Source organism: Acidovorax sp. CF316 (assembly GCF_000276605.1).
In the GTDB taxonomy this organism is placed as follows: Bacteria; Pseudomonadota; Gammaproteobacteria; order Burkholderiales; family Burkholderiaceae_C; genus Acidovorax.
In genome coordinates, this window is the sequence record NZ_AKJX01000272.1 from 14,024 (window position 1) to 31,133 (window position 17,110).

17 protein-coding genes are annotated in these 17,110 nt (G+C 69.0%); 8 read left to right on the forward strand and 9 right to left on the reverse strand.

Going from position 1 to position 17,110, the window contains the following annotated elements; genetic code table 11:
* Positions 1-98 precede the first annotated feature (98 nt).
* The 7 genes from PMI14_RS30320 to PMI14_RS30350 all read left to right on the forward strand — a co-directional run bounded on the left by PMI14_RS30320 (position 99) and on the right by PMI14_RS30350 (position 6,303).
* Positions 99-998: a sulfurtransferase gene (locus PMI14_RS30320; protein WP_007860989.1), complete on the forward strand. Its 900-nt coding sequence runs from the start codon at positions 99-101 to the stop codon at positions 996-998.
* Between the two features lie 72 nt (positions 999-1,070).
* Positions 1,071-1,640: an OsmC family protein gene (locus PMI14_RS30325; RefSeq protein WP_007860992.1), complete on the forward strand. Its 570-nt coding sequence runs from the start codon at positions 1,071-1,073 to the stop codon at positions 1,638-1,640.
* 32 nt (positions 1,641-1,672) lie between these two features.
* Positions 1,673-2,827 carry an acyl-CoA dehydrogenase family protein gene (locus PMI14_RS30330; RefSeq protein WP_007860994.1) on the forward strand — a complete coding sequence of 385 codons (1,155 nt, stop codon included), beginning with the start codon at positions 1,673-1,675 and terminating at the stop codon, positions 2,825-2,827.
* A complete protein-coding gene (locus PMI14_RS30335) occupies positions 2,824-4,110 on the forward strand; it encodes an FAD-dependent oxidoreductase (protein WP_007860996.1) in 1,287 nt (428 codons plus the stop codon). Before PMI14_RS30330 ends, PMI14_RS30335 begins: the two co-directional genes overlap by 4 nt.
* Positions 4,111-4,252: 142 nt before the next feature.
* The gene (locus PMI14_RS30340; RefSeq protein ID WP_007860998.1) at positions 4,253-4,831 is read left to right on the forward strand and encodes a DUF3455 domain-containing protein; all 579 of its coding nucleotides are present in this window, start codon (positions 4,253-4,255) and stop codon (positions 4,829-4,831) included.
* Positions 4,832-4,987: 156 nt separating this feature from the next.
* On the forward strand, positions 4,988-5,554 hold the full coding sequence (locus PMI14_RS30345) for a sigma-70 family RNA polymerase sigma factor (protein ID WP_007861000.1): 567 nt from the start codon (positions 4,988-4,990) through the stop codon (positions 5,552-5,554).
* Entirely contained in the window at positions 5,551-6,303 is a 753-nt protein-coding gene (locus tag PMI14_RS30350; RefSeq protein WP_007861001.1) for an anti-sigma factor domain-containing protein, read from the forward strand. The genes PMI14_RS30345 and PMI14_RS30350 overlap by 4 nt, the downstream gene beginning before the upstream one ends.
* A 24-nt stretch (positions 6,304-6,327) precedes the next feature.
* Here the strand turns inward: PMI14_RS30350 and cynS are convergent, their stop codons facing one another.
* The 6 genes from cynS to PMI14_RS30380 form a co-directional block, all read right to left on the reverse strand.
* A complete protein-coding gene (gene cynS, locus PMI14_RS30355; protein WP_007861003.1) occupies positions 6,328-6,771 on the reverse strand; it encodes a cyanase in 444 nt (147 codons plus the stop codon).
* 106 nt (positions 6,772-6,877) lie between these two features.
* Entirely contained in the window at positions 6,878-7,744 is an 867-nt protein-coding gene (locus PMI14_RS30360; protein ID WP_007861005.1) for an ABC transporter ATP-binding protein, read from the reverse strand.
* Complete coding sequence (gene ntrB / locus PMI14_RS30365) at positions 7,734-8,603, reverse strand: nitrate ABC transporter permease (RefSeq protein ID WP_007861007.1); 870 nt, start codon at positions 8,601-8,603, stop codon at positions 7,734-7,736. The genes PMI14_RS30360 and ntrB overlap by 11 nt, the downstream gene beginning before the upstream one ends.
* A gap of 1 nt (position 8,604) precedes the next feature.
* On the reverse strand, positions 8,605-10,008 hold the full coding sequence (locus PMI14_RS30370; protein WP_007861010.1) for a CmpA/NrtA family ABC transporter substrate-binding protein: 1,404 nt from the start codon (positions 10,006-10,008) through the stop codon (positions 8,605-8,607).
* A 146-nt stretch (positions 10,009-10,154) separates the two neighbouring features.
* Positions 10,155-10,841 (reverse strand): response regulator transcription factor, encoded by a 687-nt coding sequence (locus PMI14_RS30375; RefSeq protein WP_007861012.1) that lies wholly within the window; start codon positions 10,839-10,841, stop codon positions 10,155-10,157.
* Positions 10,838-12,049 carry a PAS domain-containing sensor histidine kinase gene (locus PMI14_RS30380; RefSeq protein ID WP_007861014.1) on the reverse strand — a complete coding sequence of 404 codons (1,212 nt, stop codon included), beginning with the start codon at positions 12,047-12,049 and terminating at the stop codon, positions 10,838-10,840. The genes PMI14_RS30375 and PMI14_RS30380 overlap by 4 nt, the downstream gene beginning before the upstream one ends.
* Before the next feature lie 53 nt (positions 12,050-12,102).
* On the opposite strand from PMI14_RS30380, the gene PMI14_RS30385 reads away from it, so the two are divergent.
* Positions 12,103-12,948 (forward strand): ABC transporter permease, encoded by an 846-nt coding sequence (locus PMI14_RS30385; protein ID WP_052024550.1) that lies wholly within the window; start codon positions 12,103-12,105, stop codon positions 12,946-12,948.
* Between the two features lie 9 nt (positions 12,949-12,957).
* Here PMI14_RS30385 and PMI14_RS30390 read toward each other — a convergent pair whose 3' ends face one another.
* The 3 genes from PMI14_RS30390 to PMI14_RS30400 form a co-directional block, all read right to left on the reverse strand.
* Positions 12,958-13,290 carry an STAS domain-containing protein gene (locus tag PMI14_RS30390; RefSeq protein WP_007861018.1) on the reverse strand — a complete coding sequence of 111 codons (333 nt, stop codon included), beginning with the start codon at positions 13,288-13,290 and terminating at the stop codon, positions 12,958-12,960.
* A gap of 88 nt (positions 13,291-13,378) precedes the next feature.
* Positions 13,379-14,446 carry an ABC transporter substrate-binding protein gene (locus PMI14_RS30395; RefSeq protein ID WP_007861020.1) on the reverse strand — a complete coding sequence of 356 codons (1,068 nt, stop codon included), beginning with the start codon at positions 14,444-14,446 and terminating at the stop codon, positions 13,379-13,381.
* Between the two features lie 20 nt (positions 14,447-14,466).
* Entirely contained in the window at positions 14,467-17,085 is a 2,619-nt protein-coding gene (locus PMI14_RS30400) for an MFS transporter (RefSeq protein ID WP_007861022.1), read from the reverse strand.
* Positions 17,086-17,110: the final 25 nt, after the last annotated feature.

Genomic DNA, 17,110 nt, shown 5'->3' on the forward strand with positions numbered 1-17,110 from the left:
CTTCCTGGAAGATCGTCACTCCAATCGGGGCTGCTGGCACGGCTGTTGCGGTAAGGGACGCAGGCCATCCTGCCCACCACCGCCTCGAAAGGTTTCCCATGAGCACCGATTCCGACGCCGTCCTGATCTCGCCCACCCAGCTGCAGGCCCTGCAGGCCGCAGAGCCCGTCGTGCTGATCGACACCCGCGACGCCGACACCTATGCCCTGGGCCATATCCCGGGCGCGGTGAACCTGCGCGAGACCTTCACCTACCTGGCCACCTCCAGCCCCGAGGGGCTGCAGGAGCTCAAGGACACCTTTGCCGCGCACCTGGGGGCCATTGGCCTGTCGGGCGCCGAGACGGCCGTGTTCTACGAAGACGCACTCAACAGCGGCTACGGCCAGTCCTGCCGCGGCTACTACCTGCTGACCTGGCTCGGCTATCCCAGGGTCAAGGTGCTGAACGGCGGCTATTCGGCCTGGAAGGCGGCCGAGCTGCCCGTCTCCACCGAGGCCGTGGTGCCCACGCCCGCCCTCTTCCCGACCAGCCTGGCCACGGCCGACGTGATGCTGACCAAGGACGACGTGGCCGATGCCCTGGGCACGGACACCGTGCTGCTGGATGTGCGCGACGTGGACGAGTGGATCGGCGAGAGCTCCAGCCCCTACGGCCGCGACTTCGCGCCGCGCAAGGGACGCCTGCCGGGCGCCAAGTGGGTGGAGTGGTACCGCTTCATGAAGCCCTCGCCCCAGGGCCCGGTCTTCAAGTCGCCCGACGAGGTGCGCGCCGAATGCGCCACTGCTGGCATCGCGCCGAGCGACACGGTGTACCTCTACTGCTTCAAGGGCGCACGCGCGTCCAACACCTTCCTGGCCTTGAAGCAGGCCGGCTTTGCCGATGTGCGCATGTACTTCGGCTCCTGGAACGAGTGGTCGCGCGACGACAAGCTGCCCATCGAGAGCGGCCTGCCCCTGCTGCGCATGGCCAGAAAGCCCGCACTGGCCCTGGCGGCCTGACCACCGGCCGGTGCAGCTGCACCGGCTCTCCCCCCTTCGGTTCTTTCATTCATCACGCCTCCAAGGAAAACCATGTCCACCGACCTGCTGGAACCCACCCCCCCCGTCACCACCATCCACACCGCGCTGCGCCCCATCGACCGCGACGGCCTCATGGCCTTTGCCGAGAAGGGCCGCAACAACCCCGCCAGCCGCGGCACCAACAAGGTCCACACGGTGATGGAAGGCCAGTACCGCTCGCTGAGCACGGTGGGCAAGCACACGCCCGTGGTGGTGGACGAGCCGTTGCACCTGTTCGGCCAGGACACGGCACCCGCCCCTGGCGAGATCGTGCTCTCGGGCCTGGGCGGCTGCCTGGCCGTGGGCATCACCGCCGTGGCCACCTGGAAGCAGGTCAAGCTGAGCAAGATCGAGGTCTTCATGGAAGGCGACATCGGCAACCCCGCCGCCTGGGGCGCCGGCGGCGCACTGCAGAAGCTGCCGCCCGAGATGGGCTTCCAGGCGATCCGCGTCAAGGTGCTGATCGAAGGCGATGCGCCGCGCGAGGTGCTCGACGAGATCGTGCAGCACGCCAATTTCTACTCGCCCGTGGCCAACAGCATGCGCAACCCGATTCCCTTCGAAATCAGCCTGATGGACTGACCCCTCCCCCGCGTCGCCAAGGACACCGCCCCATGAAACCCGTCGACCTCCCTCCCCAACTCCATCTGGAAGGCGCCCTGCAGGGCGACGCCTTGATCGCCGCCGTGCGCACCATCGCCCAGGGCCCGCTGGCCGCGCAAGCCGAGGCCATCGACCGCGTGGGCTACTACCCGCGCGCCGAGCTGCAGCAACTGGGTGCCGTGGGCGCCATGGGGTTGCACCTGGACAGCACGGCCGGCCCGGCGGACTATGGCCTGGCCATCCGCGCCATGGCCGAGGTCTCGCGCGTCTGCGGCGCCACCGGCTTCATGCTCTGGTGCCAGGCGGTGTGCGGGCTGTACCTGCAGCAGTCGGGCAACCCGGCCCTGGTGGGCGAGGTGCTGCAGCGCCATGCCAGCGGAGCGGGCCTGGGCGGCACGGCGCTCTCCAACCCCATGAAGAGCTACGCCCAGATCGAAAGCCTGCTGCTCAAGGCCACGCCGGTGGAAGGCGGCTACCTCGTGAACGGCACCCTGCCCTGGGTCAGCAACCTGGGGCCGGACCACTACTGCGGCGCCGTGGCGGCCGTCGTGCAACCCGAAGGCAACGCGCCGCGCGAGCTGATGTTCCTGCTGCGCTGCGATGCCCCGGGCGTGGAAATGCGCGAGTGCCCGAGCTTCTCGGGCATGGAGGGCACGGGTACCTATGCGCTTCGGCTCAAGGACCACTTCGTCGGGGCGGAGCACACCATCGCCGACCCGACACGCCCGTATATCGCGCGCATCCGCGCGGCCTTCGTCATGCTGCAATGCGGCATGGCCGTGGGCATCACCCAGGGGGCCATCGACTCGATGTGGGCGGTGGAGGCCCAGCTCGGCCACGTGAACCAGTTCCTCGAAGACCGGCCCGATGCGCTGCAGGCCGAGCTCGACGCGCTGACCGCACGCGTGATGCGCCTGGCCGAAACGCCCTTCGATACCCGCACCGAATTCTTCATCGACGTGCTGGACGCGCGTGCCCATGGCGCCGAACTGTGCCTGCGCGCCGCCCAGTCGGCCCTGATGCACCAGGGCGCGCGCGGCTACCTCATGAGCTCAGAGGTGCAGCGCCGCGTGCGCGAATCGCACTTCGTGGCCATCGTCACGCCGGCCATCAAGCACCTGCGCAAGGAAATCGCGCGCCTGTCGACCGAGGAGATGCCGGCATGAGCGCCGCCGCCATCACCCATTCCACGCTGGCCGACGACCCCTGGCTGCAGTACATCTGCCACGCCTGCGGCTACATCTACGACGAGGAACAGGGCGATCCCGACGGTGGCCTGCCGCCCGGCACGCGCTTCGCCGACATTCCCGACGACTGGGCCTGCCCGCTGTGCGGCGTGACCAAAGGCGACTTCGAGCCCTGCCTGGCGCCCAGCATGGAGGCACTGAAAGCCCAGGCGCGCAGCGGCATGGCGGGTGCACCCACCGCCGCACGCCACACCCGGCCCGGCGTGGTCATCGTCGGCGCCGGCCGTGCCGGCTGGCAGGTGGCCGAGGCGCTGCGGGCGCTGGACGCACAGCGCACCATCACGTTGGTGACCGACTGCAGCGGCGACCTGTACGACAAGCCCCAGTTGTCCATCGCCATGGCCAGGCACCTGCCCGCCGAACAACTGGTGCGCGAGACCGGCCCTGCCGCCGCGGCACGCCTTGGCGTGCGCCTGCTGGCGCACACGCATGCCGTGCGCATCGATACATTCCCCAGCACCGCCGGGGGCACGCTGCGCACCACGCGCGGCCCGCTGCGCTACCAGCACCTGGTGCTGGCCCATGGCGCACGCGCCGCCCTGCCCCCGGGGCTTCCGGCCGCGCTGTGCTGGCGCATCAACCACCTGCAGGCCTACCAGCGCCTGCGCGCGGCCCTGGGCCATACGCCGCGCCGCGTGCTCATCGTGGGTGCCGGCCTCATCGGCTGCGAGCTGGCCAACGACCTGGCGCTGGGTGGCCACAGCATCACGCTGCTGGACACCGAAGCCCTGCCGCTGGCGCGCTGCGCGGGCGAGGCCCGCGCCAGCGAGCTGCTGGCGGCATGGGGCCCATTGCCCATCAGCTTTGTTGGCGGCGTGCGCGTGGCCTCGCTCGAGGCCACGGCGGTGCCCAGCCCCGACGGCGCCCTGCAACTGTCCACCACCGATGGCAGGCAATTCACGGCCGACCAGGTGATCGTGGCTGCCGGCTTGCAGACCCCGCCGCGCCTGGCGCACAGTGCCGGTCTGGACTGGGACAATGGCATCGCCGTAACGCCACGGCAGCTGCAGACCAGCGTGCCGGGAATCCACGCCCTGGGCGACTGCATCACCATCGGCGGGCAGGCCAGCCGCTTCATCGAGCCGATTGCGCGGCAGGCACGCACCATCGCGGCAGCGATTGCGGGGGTGGACGACGTGCCTTACGAAACCCGGCAAGCGTCCATCCGGGTCAAGACCAGCTCCTGGCCCATGAGCCTTTGACCGGCAAATCCGGGCAGAGGAAAAGTTTTCAGAAATTTTTTCGCTTGCGTGCATCCAAACGGCGTTCTCGCGGGTAGTACCTGCAGCAGCCCAATTTTTTGTGGCTGCTGCCCGTTCAACCCATTGGAAGAAGAGGAACGCCATGACGACCACCCAAGCAACGATCTCCCGCCCCATCCCCCTCGCCGGCGCCATTGCCGCCGCAGCCCTGCTGACGGCCTGCGGCTCGATGATGGGCTCCGGCAGCGGGCCCATGTTCTCGCAGGACAGCCTGCCCGACACCGTGAAGGTGCCCGGCGGCAACAAGGTTGCCATGGAAACCGTGGGCGTGGGTGAGATCACCTACGAATGCCGCGACAAGGCCAACGCCCCCGGCCAGACCGAGTGGTTCTTCGTCGGCCCCAAGGCGGTGCTCAACGACCGCGGTGGCAAGCAGGTCGGCACCTACTACGGCCCGCCCGCGACCTGGGAGTCGAAGGATGGCTCCAAGCTGACCGCCACCCAGGTCGCAGTCGCTCCGGCCGGTGCCGGCAACATCCCCTACCAGCTGGTCAAGGCCAACCCGGCCATGGGATCGGGCGCCATGACGGGCGTGACCTACATCCAGCGCGTGGCCTTGAAGGGCGGTGCCGCCCCCGCGGCCGCCTGCAGCGCGGCCAACAAGGGCGAGCGCCAGATCGTGAAGTACCAGGCCGACTACATCTTCTGGAAGGCCGCGTAAGCGCCTCTCCCTGCAGCGTGATGAGCGCAATCCCTTGGACTCCTGGGGATTGCGCGTGGGTGCATGGCCTGGTGGGCTAGGATGCATCCACGCCCTGGGTGCGCGCACTGCGCCGCACGCAGCCATTCGACGACCGTGCCGAGCCCTTCGCAACCCGTGCCTGAAACCCCTGGCGATTTTGACTACGAAGCGGCCCTGGCCGCCTGCGCCGCCGGCGACCGCCAGGCCATGCGCCGGCTGTACGAGCACGAAGGCCCGCGCATGCTGGGCGTGGCGCTGCGCATCGTGCGCCAGCGGGCCCTGGCCGAGGACATCGTGCACGACGCCTGCGTGAACATCTGGAGCCGGGCCACGGGCTACGACGCGGCGCGCGGCAGCGCGCGCGGCTGGATCTACAGCGTGGTACGCCACCTGGCGCTCAACGCCGTGCGCAACGCGCGCCGCCACGTCGACATCGATGAAGAAACCACCCACACCCTGGAGGCCGACATGTCCGTGCAGGCCTTCCATGATGCCGCCAGCAGCTTCGAGCTGAACACCAGCCTGGGCCGCCTGCAGCACTGCCTGGAGGCGCTGGAGCCAGCGCGCCGCAACTGCGTGCTGCACGCCTACGTGGAAGGCTGCTCGCACGGTGAGATCGCAGAGCGCCTGGGCGCGCCGCTGGGCACCGTGAAGGCCTGGATCCGGCGCAGCCTGAGCTCGCTGCGGGAGTGCATGGCATGAGCACGCCCTTTCCCGCAGACCCGCACGACGACCTGCAGGTGCTGGCCGGCGAGTACGTGCTGGGCACGCTGCCGGCCGCCGAGCGCCTGGCCGTGTCACAGCGCCTGGCCACCGAACCTGCACTGCAGCAGGCGGTGAACGACTGGGAGGAACGGCTGCTGCCGCTGACCCAGCTGGCCGAGCCCGTGCCGCTGCCCATGCACCTGGCTGCGCGCATCGAGGCATCGCTGCAGGGCACGCGCCAGCAGGCCGGGGCGCCGACCGCGCCCGCGGCAATGCCCGCGCGCAGCAGCTCCGGGGGCTGGTGGAACCACCTGGGCCTGTGGCGCGCGCTCGCAGGCTCCGGATTCGCCATGGCGGCCGTGCTGGCCGCGGTGCTGGTCACGCGCACCGCACCGGTGGCAGCGCCACCGAAATTCATGGTGGTGCTGGTGGCGCCGCAGGACAAGGCGCCCGGCTGGGTGGTGCAGGCCAGCTCAACCCGGCAGATCAGCCTGATCCCGCTGGGCGTGGCCGAGGTGCCGGCCGACAAGGCGCTCGAGTTCTGGACCAAGGCCGACGACTGGAATGGCCCCGTCTCGCTGGGCCTGGTCCAACCCGGCCAGCCGCTGCAGATTCAGCTCGACAAGCTGCCGCCGCTGCAGCCCAACCAGCTCTTCGAGCTGACCCTGGAGCCGCCCACGGGCTCGCCCATCGGCAAGCCCACGGGGCCCATCCAGTTCATCGGCCGGGCGGTCCAGGTGCTCTGACCCTGCCCCGCGCACTGCCGGGGCTCAGTACTGCTTGTAGGGCAGGAACTTGCCCGAGAGGACCACATTCACGCGGTCGCCCTTGGGGTCGGCCTGGCGCTGGATGTCCATGCTGAAGTCGATGGCGCTCATGATGCCGTCGCCGAACTCCTCGTGGATCAGTTCCTTGATGGTCGTGCCGTAGACGCTCACGATCTCGTACCAGCGGTAGATCAGCGGGTCGGTGGGCACGGGCGTGGGCAGCGAGCCCTTGTAGGGCACGACCTGCAGCCACTTCTGCTCTTCGGCCGTGAGGCTGAAGATCTTGCCCAGCACCTTCGCCTGCTCGGGCGATGCGGTCATCTGGCCCAGGCACAGGGCGGTGGTCCATTCCTTGGATTGACCGACCTTCTTGGCAATGGCATCCCATTGCAGTCCTTTCGAGACCTTGGTGCTGATGATCTTTTCGGTGACGTCGTTGCGGTTCATGTTGGCTCCTTTGGGTTGGGACGTTGGAACAGGGGCAGAAATCCAGGGCATGGCACTCCCCGGCCGCCCGTGCAGGCGGCCCGACAGGGCGGTCCCTGGCAGGGGATCAGTGGGCCTTGGCCCGGGTCACCAGGAAGTCCACGATGTGGTTGCGCAGCGCGTAGTAGCCATCCAGGTGGTGCAGGCTGCTGCGCGTGCGTTCGCGCGGCAGCGGGTTCACCACCACCTCGGCGATGCCGCCGGCGCGGTAGCCCGCGGGCGACTCGTTGCCGTTGCTCATGAGCAGGATGCGGTCGGCCAGCAGGATGGCCTCGTCCACGTCGTGGGTGATCATGAACACCGTCTGCTGCGTCTGGCGCACGATGGCCATCAGCTCGTCCTGGATGGTGCCGCGCGTGAGCGCGTCGAGCGCGCCGAAGGGCTCGTCGAGCAGCAGCATCTTGGGCTGGATGGAGAAGGCGCGCGCAATGCCCACGCGCTGCTTCATGCCGCCCGACAGCTGCGAGGGCTTCTTGTCGATGGCCGGCGACAGGCCCACCAGGGCAACGAACTTCTCCACATGCGCATCGACTTGGGGCCTCTTCCAGTCGGGCCAGCGCGACTTGACCGCGAAGGCGATGTTCTGGCGCACCGTGAGCCAGGGCATGAGCGCATGGCTCTGGAACACCACGCCCCGGTCCAGGCTGGGGCCGGCCACCTCGCGCCCGTCCATGATGACGGTGCCCGAGGTGGCCGTGTCCAGGCCCGCCAGCACGTTGAGGATGGTGGTCTTGCCGCAGCCCGAGTGGCCGATGATGCAGACGAACTCGCCCTTGTCGAGCGTGAACGACACGTCGGCGAACACCGGCTTGGCCGGCATGTAGGCCTTGCTCAGCCGGTCGATCTGGAGGAAGCCTTGGGTCACGGAAGAGGCCTTTCGTTGCGGTGCGTCAGGGGCGGATGCAGCGGGGCGCTGGGCGACATCACTCCACATAGGTCACCACCTTCTGCAACTGGCCGAAGGCCAGGTCCAGGAGCATGCCGACCACGCCGATTACCAGGATGGCGAAGATCACGTTGGTCAGCGACAGGTTGTTCCACTCGTTCCAGACGAAGTAGCCGATTCCTGTGCCGCCCACCAGCATCTCGGCGGCCACGATCACCAGCCAGGCGATGCCCATGCTGATGCGCATGCCCGTGAGGATGGTCGGCGCCGCGGCCGGCAGGATCACCAGGAAGGCCTTGCGCAGCGGGTTGACCTGCAGCGTGGCCGAGACGTTGAGCCATTCGCGCTTGACCGAGGCCACGCCGAAAGCCGTGTTCACCAGCATCGGCCAGACCGAGCAGATGAAGATCACGAAGATGCCCGAGATCGACGAGTCCTTGATGGTGTAGAGCGCCAGCGGCATCCACGCCAGCGGGCTGATGGGCTTGAGCACCTGGATGAACGGGTCGAAGGCGCGGCGCAGCAGCGGCGACATGCCGATGATGAAGCCCAGCGGTATCGCCACCAGGCAGGCCAGGCCGAAGCCCAGCGCCACGCGGCCCAGCGAATGCGCCAGCTGGATGGCGATGCCCTTGTCGTTGGGCCCGTTGTCGTAGAACGGGTTGGAGACATGGCCCCACACCGTGGCACCCATCTCGCCAAGCGAGGGAAAGCCGCTGCTCTTGGTGGCGGCGCCTGGGTCCTTGCCCATCATCCTGGCGTATTCGATCTGCTCCGCCGTCATGCCGGCCGTGCTGTTGGCCGGGCCAGACGAGGCCGTGGCCGCGTACCAGATGCCCAGCACCGCCAGGAAGATCAGCACGGACAGCAGGCCCGCGCGCAGGTTGAGACTCTTGGACGGGGACATCTCAGGCCACCTTGCGGATGGGGAAGCTTTTTGCGTACTCCGCCGCCTTGGCGGCATCGAACTCGCGGCCCATGATCTTGAACTTGGGGTACGCGCCCTCGGGCACCTTCTGGTCCAGCGCCTTCATCTGCTTCTTGGCGTCGGTGATCAGGAAGACCTTCTCGGCGATCTGCTTGTAGTCCACGTCGCCCTTGACGTAGCCCCAGCGCTGCATCTGCGTGAGCATCCACACGGCCATGCTCTGCCAGGGCATGGGGTCGAAGTCGGCGCGGTCGGGCACGTTCTGGATCTTGCCCAGGCCATCGGCGAACTTGCCGGTGAGCACCTGGGTCAGCACGGCCTCGGGCTGGTTCAGGTAGGCCTGGGGCGCGATCACCTTGGCGATGAGCTCGCGGTTGGCCGGATCGCGCGCCATGGCAGCCGAGGTGAGCACCGCGCGGTACAGCGCGGCGAAGGTGTTGGGGTTCTTCTGGATGAATTCGGTGCTGGTGCCGAAGGCGCAGCAGGGGTGGCCGTTCCACAGCTCCTTGGTGAGCAGGTGGATGAAGCCGACTTCCTCGAACACGGCGCGCTGGTTGAACGGATCGGGGCCCAGGAAGCCGTCGATGTTGCCGGCGCGCAGGTTGGCCACCATCTCGGCCGGCGGCACCACACGCAGCTGCACGTCGGTGTCGGGGTTGAGCCCCGCCTCGGCCAGGTAGTAGCGCAGCAGGAAGTTGTGCATGCTGTACTCGAAGGGGATGGCGAACTTGAAGCCTTTCCAGTTCTTCGGGTCGCGGTTGTCCTTGTGCTTCAGGCTGAGCGTGATGGCCTGGCCGTTCACATTCTGGATGGTGGCCACGTTCATCGGCGTGGCGTTGGACCCCAGGCCCATCGAGATCGCCAGCGGCATGGGCGACAGGAAGTGCGTGGCGTCGTACTCCTTGTTGATCATCTTGTCGCGGATCAGCGCCCAGCCCGCCGTCTTGGTGACCTCCACGTTCAGGCCCTGCTTGCTGTAGAAGCCCAGCGGGTGGGCCATGATCAGCGGCGTGGCGCAGGTGATCGGGATGAAGCCGATCTTGAGATTGGTCTTCTCCAGCGCGCCTTTCTCCTGCGCCATGGCCTGCATGCTGGCCACTGGCAGCACGCTGGCGATGGCCGCCATGGCCGTGCCCTTGCCCACGGCCTTGATGAAGCGCCGGCGCACCGCATCCTGCGGGAACAGCGCCTTGACCAGCGTCGCCTCGATGAACTCGTTGCTGTAGGCCTCGAACTCGCTGCTGAGGCTGCGCTGGCGCAAGGTGGCGGCTGCGGCATCGGCAGACACCTCGGCATGGTGGTCAGCGGCCGTATGGTCGCGGCCGCAGCTGCACTTGAGCATCAACGGGCGGTCGGCATCGAAAGGCGAGAAGAATTCGGACATGGCACACCTCGGAGAAGTTGATGCCAGCCGCTACGCAAGGCACGGGCCAGTTGCCGCCCCCGGCGGCCTGCTGTCATGAATTCGCGGGTGCCGTGTCTACAGCGTGTAGGGCCAGCACTACAAACCGAGCGTGCAATGCCCGGAAATCACGGTGCTGGCGTGCCGCGCGCCAGCAGCGCCAGCTCCACGTCGTTGCGCGCGCCGGTCTTTTCGAGGATGCGGGCGCGGTAGGTGCTCACCGTGTTGGGCGCGAGCTTGAGCTGCGCACCAATTTCGCCCACGCTTTGCCCCGCCGTGAGCAGTCGGAACACCTGGTGCTCCCGGTACGATAGCGCGTCCACCCCGGCTGGCGTGCCTTGCTGGGCAGCGCGCACCACCCCGGTGCGCTCCACCGCACCGGCCAGCGCCTGGGCCGTGGCTTCCGTGAGGTAACGGCCGCCCGCCGCCACCTTGCGCACGGCAGCCACCATGTCGTCGGGATCGGCGCTCTTGTGCAGGTAGCCGGCCGCGCCCATCTGGATGCAGCGCACCGCGTACTGCCGCTCGGGGTAGGTGCTGAGCATCAGCACCGGCAGCACCGGCCATGCCTTGCGCAGGGCCTGCAGCACCTCCAGGCCATCCAAGCCGGGCATGGCGATGTCGAGCAGCACCAGGTCGACACCGGCCGCACCACCGAGCGCGGCCACCTGGTCGAGCACCTCCTGGCCGTTGGTGGCCTCGGCCGTGACCACGATGTCGGGCAGGCCGTTGGCCGGGTCGCCCAGCACCTGCTTCAAGCCCTCGCGCACGATGCGGTGGTCGTCGCCGATCAGCACGCGCACAGGGACACTCATGGCAGGGCCTCCAGGGGGATGCGCAGTTGCAGGCACGAGCCTTCGCCCGGCTCGCTGGTGATGTCGAGGTGCCCGCCGAGCTGCCGCGCACGCTCGCGCATGCCCATGACGCCGTAGGCCGTGGGCGCTTCCAGCGCCTGGCGCGTGGCGCCCACCCCGTCGTCCTGCACGCGCAGATGCAATTGCTGCCCCCGGGTATCGATGCGGATCGCGATGGCGCTGGCCTGGGCATGGCGCCCCACGTTGCTCAGCATCTCCTGGAAGATGCGGAACACCGCGATGGCGGCCGGCTCGGGCAGGTGCAGCGATCCGGGCAGGTCCATCTGCCAGTCGAGCTGCAGTTCTGCCGACTGTACGAATTCCTGCGCCTGCCATTCGAGCGCCGCCCACAGACCCTGGTGATCGAGGATGCTGGGGCGCAGGTCGGTGATGATGCGGCCCACGTTGTCCACCGCGTTCTCGATCAGGCGGCTCATGTTCTGGCACTTGCAGCGCATCTGCTGGCGCATGTCGCCCGCAGCCTCGGGGCTGCGCCCGCCCTGCTCGCCCAGGCGCTTGTGCAGCCAGTTGACGTCCATCTTGAGGGCCACGAGCAGGCTGCCCAGCTCGTCGTGCACCTCGCGTGCGATGCGCGTGCGCTCGTCCTCGCGCACCTGCTCGGAGTAGGCCGAGAGCTCGCGCAGCTGGCCCAGGGCCTGCGACAGCTCCTGCGTGCGCGCGGCGACGCGGCGCTCGAGTTCGTCGTTGGCGCGGGCCAGCTCGTCGTGCGCGCGCTGCAGTTCGCCAGCCGCGCGCCGGCGCTCGGTGATGTCCACGAAGGTGACCACGGCGCCCTGGACCTGGCCGGCCTCGACGATGGGGTGGCTCGAATACTCCACGGCGAAGGCCGAGCCGTCGGCACGCCAGAAGACCTCGCTGTCCACCCGGCATGGCAAGCCGCTGCGAAAGGCATTGAAGATGGGGCAGTCGCTGTCGGCATAGAGGCTGCCGTCGGGGTGGGAGTGGTGCGTCAGGGCATGCATGTTGCGGCCCATCACCTGCGCCGTGGCCAGCCCCAGCATGCGGGCACCGGCCTGGTTGATGAAGACACAGTCGCCCGCCAGGTCGATGCCGAACACCCCCTCGCCCGTGGATTCGAGCAGCAGGCCCAGCCGCTCGCGCCACAGCGCAGGGGCTGTGGCGGGCAGGTGCAGCAGGTTGGCAGACATGCGCCAAGGCGCAAGCAATGGCCATGCCCGGCAAGCCGCAGCACAATAGGGGCATGCAAACCGCTCCCCCCTCGCCCCAGGCGCCGCCACCCACTCCGTCCGTATGGATGCCCCCTTCGCTGTCGGCGCGCTGGTGGCCGGTGTTCCTGCGCAACCTGCTGGTCTGGCGCAAGCTGGCCATCCCCAGCCTGGTGGGCAACATCGCCGAGCCGCTGATGTGGCTGGTGGCCTTCGGCTACGGCATGGGGGCGCTGGTGGGCCAGGTGAACGTGGCCGCCGAAGGCGGCGCGACCAAGGTGCCCTACATCCTGTTCCTGGCCAGCGGCTCGATCTGCATGAGCGCCATGAACGCGGCGAGTTTCGAGGCGCTGTACTCGGCCTTCTCGCGCATGCACGTGCAAAAGACCTGGGACGGCATCATGAATGCGCCCGTGCGTCTCGATGACGTGGTGCTGGCAGAGATGCTCTGGGCCGCCTTCAAGGCGCTGTTCACCGTGACCGCCATCCTCGGGGTGATGCTGGCCCTGGGCATCAGCCACAGCCCCAAGCTGCTGGTGGCCTGGCCCGTTCTGCTGGGCGTGGGCATCATGTTCTCGAGCATCGCGCTGATCTTCAACGCGCTGGCCAAGGGCTACGATTTCTTCACGTACTACTTCACGCTGGTGCTCACGCCAATGATGTTCCTCTCGGGCGTGTTCTTCCCGCGCGAGCAGTTGCCGCCCATCGTGCGCACCATCTCCGACTGGCTGCCGCTGACCAATGCGGTCGAGCTGGTGCGCCCGCTGTTCATGGACCAGTGGCCGGCCCACCCCTGGCGCCATGGCCTGGTGCTGGTGGTGACCACGGTGGCGGCCTTCTGGGTGGCGCTGGCGCTCACGCGCCGGCGCTTTCGCAGCTAGGGTCGTCGATCAGACCTTGGCCAGGCCTTCGTCCAGGGTGCTGGTGACGGCGAACAGGGTCAGGAAGCCGCTCATGTCGAACACCTCGCGCACCATGGCGCTCAGGCCGACCAGCACCAGCTTGCCCTTGCTGGCACGCAGCTTCTTGCCAGCGAGCAGCACCACGCGCAGGCCGGCGGAACTGATGTAGTCCAGTGCAGAGAGATCGAACACCACGCGCTGCGTGCCCGCTTCGAGCTGCTCGGTGACCACGCGTTCGAGTTCGGGCGAGCTGCTGCTGTCGAGGCGGCCGCGCGGGCGCAGGATCAAGATGTCGTCGCGGCGCTCCTGTTCGAGGTTCATGGGCGCAATCCTTTGAATCGTGGCTGTAAGAAAGAAGTCTTCGGACTCCGGCTCGGCGCATTGTAGGGGCCGCACTGCGGCGCGGGTTTCAGTTCGCAGCGGCCTGCTTGGGCACGTTAATCACTTCGGCCACGTTCAGCAGCAGCATGGGCGGATACAGGTCCAGTGCCTGCACGGTGCGCATGTTGATCAGCAGCGAGAAGCGCTGCAGCGTCGAGGCCGCAATCGACTGGGGCGGCTTCTTCTCGACCAGGATCTGGCGCGCCATAGAGCCGGCGTAGCGGCCGATGTTGGACCCATTGGAAAACAGCCCGAACAGGCAGCCCGACTGGCGCACGATGCTCTCGGTCGCGCAGAAGGTCGGCAGCTTGTTCTGCAGCGCAGCGGTGGTGACGGCGTCGCGGTGCGTGAAGGCCAGGAAGGTGATGGGGCCGACGTACAGGAAGTCGGCCTTACGCTCGGCCAGGGTCTGGATCTGCGGCGCGATCTGCGCGGGGTCGGGGCCGCCCTGGGGCAGCAGCGGCAGGCTGGCTTCGACCACCTCGAAGTTCTGCGTGCGCGCCAGCTCCTTGAGGCGGTCGCGGATCAGGCCGGAGTTGGGCTCGGCCGGATTGTGCAGATAGCCCAGGCGCGTGAACGGGCGGTAGGCCCGGATAGCGTTGAGCTGCACCGGCAGCGGCGCCACGTGGCTCACCCCCGTGACGTTGCGGCCATGGTCCTCGAGCGTGCGCAGCAGGCCCGCGCCCACCGGGTCGGTCACCTCGGTGAAGACGATCGGCAGGTCACGGATCGCGTCGTCCTGGCCTGCCTTGTCGTGCCGGCCCGCCAGGGCGAGGGTGGTGGGCGTGCCCCAGGCGTAGACCAGGTCCGGGTGTGCAGCGCGCACCTTGGCGCGCAGCTCGGGAATGTCTTCGCTGCGGCCCGAGAAGCGGATGTTCACGTACTGCACGGGCACATCCTGGCGTTGCAGGTAGCCGGTGAAGCCGGCCTCGATGTTCTGCTCATCGCGCGGCAGCACCACGGCGATGGTGAAGCGCTTGGTGGCGGCCGCCACGCCGGCGGCGGCGGCGTTGGCGGCGCTCTGGGCGACGGCGGCCGAGGTGCCCAGCAGGGCACTGGCGGCCCCGGCGGCGAGGAGGATGCGGCGCAGGTTCATCGGAGTTCTCCAGGAAGTCATCAGGCCGCCGCGGCGGGCTGGATGCGGGGGTTGCGCAGGCCGGCGGCCAGGCTCAGGGTCGTCACCGACAGCAGCAGGCCCACGGCCACTGCGGCGCCGGCATAACCGAAGGCGGTCACGGCGACCGCCGTGACAAAGGGCGCGACGATGCTGCCGCCGCGCTCGATCAGCCGGAAAGCGGCCAGCGCCTGCTCGGGCGTGGCGCTCGCACGGCTGGCATCCACGCCCTCGAACGCCTCGGTGGTCAGCGCGATCTGCGGTGAGGACTGCAGCGCCTGGCCCAGGCCCAGCAGGGCACAGCAGGCGGCCATGCCCCAGACGCCGCCCAGGGCCGGCAGCGACAGGCAGGCCAGCACACTGAACACGCCGCCCGCCACGATGAAGGGCTTGCGCTGCCCGAGCAGGTCCGACCAGTGCGCCACCAGCGAAGCGGAGAGCGCAAAGCACAGGAAATACAGCAGCAGCACCCGGCCCGCGACCGCAGGCGGCTGCTGCAGCTCGCTCATGTACAGGGGCACCACCACCGAGAGAATGGTCACGGCCACCAGGCGGCCCGGCAAGGCCGCGCCCAGGATCACCCAGATGGCGCGCGGCTCGCGCAGCACCGCCATGTAGCCGCGCCAGCCGCCGGTGGTGGCCAGGCCGCGCTGGGCTGCGGCGCTGCCCTCGGGCACGGGCAGCGACAGGCGCAGGGCGGCGAGCAGGGCGCCGACCATGCACAGCGCACAGGCCAGGAAACCGATGCCGTCACCAGCGCGCGCAGCGATCATGCCGCCGAAGGGCGGACCGACGATGCCCGCCGCCACGATGGCTGCAGCCACTTCGGCCAGGCCCCGCGCGCGCTGCTGCGGTGGCGTGATGCGCACGATGGCCGTCTGCACCAGGATCAGCGCCAGCCCATAGGCCCCGCCCCCCAGGGCGCGCAGGCCGATCAGGGTCCAGGCATCGGTCGCCCAGGCGGTGGCCGCCAGGGCCAGCGTGCCGGCCAGGGCCGACAGCATCAGGCTCCAGCGCAGGTCGAAGCGCCGCGCCAGCGCTGGCCCGGCGGGCTGGGCCAGGGCCAGCGTGGCCATGAAGGCGGCGACCGGCAATCCGGCCACCATGGTGGGCGACAGGGCGGCATCGATGGGCCGCACCTCGCTGGCAAACACGGTAAAGAAGGGGCGCAGCAGCTCTTCGGACAGGGCGACCAGGAACACCGTCAGGCGCAGCAGGGTGAGCTGTGCGCCCACCTGGGGCGCTTCGGCCGTGGCGCCCTCGCTGCGCGCGGCGCGGATCAGCTGGGCCCGGCAATCGGCGGCATCGCGGTCATGGGCCTGGGCACTTTCCTTGTCGACGCTGTGGCGCTTTTGCCAGCGGCGCTGCAGCCCTTGCCACACCCGGGCCTGCACATAGGCGGCCAGCGGGAACAGCAGCGAGCGGCGCCACAGGCCGCGCGAGAGTTCGCGCACCAGCACGGCGGCGATCACCAGGGCCAGCACCAGGTCGATCAGCATGCCCGCGAGCTGCCGGTCCACGAAGTCGGCCGGGTAGCCGACGACCACCGCCCCGTCGCCAGCAGTGAGCGTGCGGCGCGGAAAGTCGGCCGCGCTGTCGCGTGCATGCGCAGGCACGTCGCCGCCCCAGGTGGAATTTTGGGTCTGGCCACCGGGTGGCTGCAGCGCCAGGTAGCTCAGCTCGGGCGCTTCGACCAGCTGCTGCCGGAACAGTTCGTCCACCCCATTCATCGCGTTCCAGGGCACGCCGAGCGACAGCGCTCGGGCGACCTGGCCCGACAGCGCGCGGCCCGCGGCGTCGGCGTTCTCCTGGATCTGCGCCGTGACGGCTGGACGCGCTGCCTCGCGCGCGATCCAGAGCATGGCGGCGGGTGCCACCACCGCGCTGAAGACCACGGCCAGCCACAGCTGCCTGGCGGAACTGGGGGCGGCAGATGCCGCATCCCCCTGGCCGATGCCACGCATCGAGGTCATGATGCGGATGCTCCAGCGCAGCAGCAGCCACCAGGTGATCACCAGGGCGAGCAGCATCAGCGGCAAGGCGCGCAGCACCATGTCGAGCGCGACGCCCCGCGCCTGGGCGCGCACCTCGGCCGGGTCGAACGCCCCCCACAGGGTGGCGGCCGGCGCGCCGGTGGAGTCGAAAATGGCCGCACCGATCCATGCATAGCGGCCGGTGTTGCGCACCACAGGGGCATGGCCCGGCCCGGCGTCGATCACGGCCTGCCGCCAGCGCGGCGCGATGGTGGAATGCAGCGCCGCGTCCCCCGAACGCAGCACGGCCTCGCCACGGTCGGTGTCGATGAACACCCCGCGCAACGGACTGCCCGCCGCCCCCAGGCGCGTGACCCGTTCGGGCAACACGGTCTGGTCGGCCACCGAGACGCCGAAGCGCAGCCCGGACTCGGCCTCGTCGGCCACCTGGCGCAGCAGGCGCACGGTGCGGTCCTGCGCGAGCTGGGTCAACAGCTGCTCGGTCCGCCAGGCGATCAGCACCAGGGACAGGCCGAACAGCACCAGCGCGAAGATCGAGGCGAACATCAGCGATTCGCGCCGCAGGCGTTGCTGCAGTGCAGCAACGTCGATCTCATTGCCAGCCGTGGCGTTGGTCGTGTCGGTCATGGAAGTGCTTCCTCGGTAAACGGAT

Excerpts from the sequence above, each read along its gene's own strand:
- PMI14_RS30375 (WP_007861012.1), bottom strand. The coding sequence starts at position 10,841 with ATGAGTGTCCCTGTGCGCGTGCTGATCGGCGACGACCACCGCATCGTG.
- PMI14_RS30340 (WP_007860998.1), top strand. The coding sequence starts at position 4,253 with ATGACGACCACCCAAGCAACGATCTCCCGCCCCATCCCCCTCGCCGGC.
- PMI14_RS30330 (WP_007860994.1), top strand. The coding sequence starts at position 1,673 with ATGAAACCCGTCGACCTCCCTCCCCAACTCCATCTGGAAGGCGCCCTG.
- PMI14_RS30380 (WP_007861014.1), bottom strand. The coding sequence starts at position 12,049 with ATGTCTGCCAACCTGCTGCACCTGCCCGCCACAGCCCCTGCGCTGTGG.
- PMI14_RS30360 (WP_007861005.1), bottom strand. The coding sequence starts at position 7,744 with ATGTGGAGTGATGTCGCCCAGCGCCCCGCTGCATCCGCCCCTGACGCA.
- ntrB (WP_007861007.1), bottom strand. The coding sequence starts at position 8,603 with ATGTCCCCGTCCAAGAGTCTCAACCTGCGCGCGGGCCTGCTGTCCGTG.
- PMI14_RS30325 (WP_007860992.1), top strand. The coding sequence starts at position 1,071 with ATGTCCACCGACCTGCTGGAACCCACCCCCCCCGTCACCACCATCCAC.
- PMI14_RS30370 (WP_007861010.1), bottom strand. The coding sequence starts at position 10,008 with ATGTCCGAATTCTTCTCGCCTTTCGATGCCGACCGCCCGTTGATGCTC.
- PMI14_RS30320 (WP_007860989.1), top strand. The coding sequence starts at position 99 with ATGAGCACCGATTCCGACGCCGTCCTGATCTCGCCCACCCAGCTGCAG.
- PMI14_RS30400 (WP_007861022.1), bottom strand. The coding sequence starts at position 17,085 with ATGACCGACACGACCAACGCCACGGCTGGCAATGAGATCGACGTTGCT.
- PMI14_RS30385 (WP_052024550.1), top strand. The coding sequence starts at position 12,103 with ATGCAAACCGCTCCCCCCTCGCCCCAGGCGCCGCCACCCACTCCGTCC.
- PMI14_RS30390 (WP_007861018.1), bottom strand. The coding sequence starts at position 13,290 with ATGAACCTCGAACAGGAGCGCCGCGACGACATCTTGATCCTGCGCCCG.
- cynS (WP_007861003.1), bottom strand. The coding sequence starts at position 6,771 with ATGAACCGCAACGACGTCACCGAAAAGATCATCAGCACCAAGGTCTCG.
- PMI14_RS30395 (WP_007861020.1), bottom strand. The coding sequence starts at position 14,446 with ATGAACCTGCGCCGCATCCTCCTCGCCGCCGGGGCCGCCAGTGCCCTG.
- PMI14_RS30350 (WP_007861001.1), top strand. The coding sequence starts at position 5,551 with ATGAGCACGCCCTTTCCCGCAGACCCGCACGACGACCTGCAGGTGCTG.
- PMI14_RS30335 (WP_007860996.1), top strand. The coding sequence starts at position 2,824 with ATGAGCGCCGCCGCCATCACCCATTCCACGCTGGCCGACGACCCCTGG.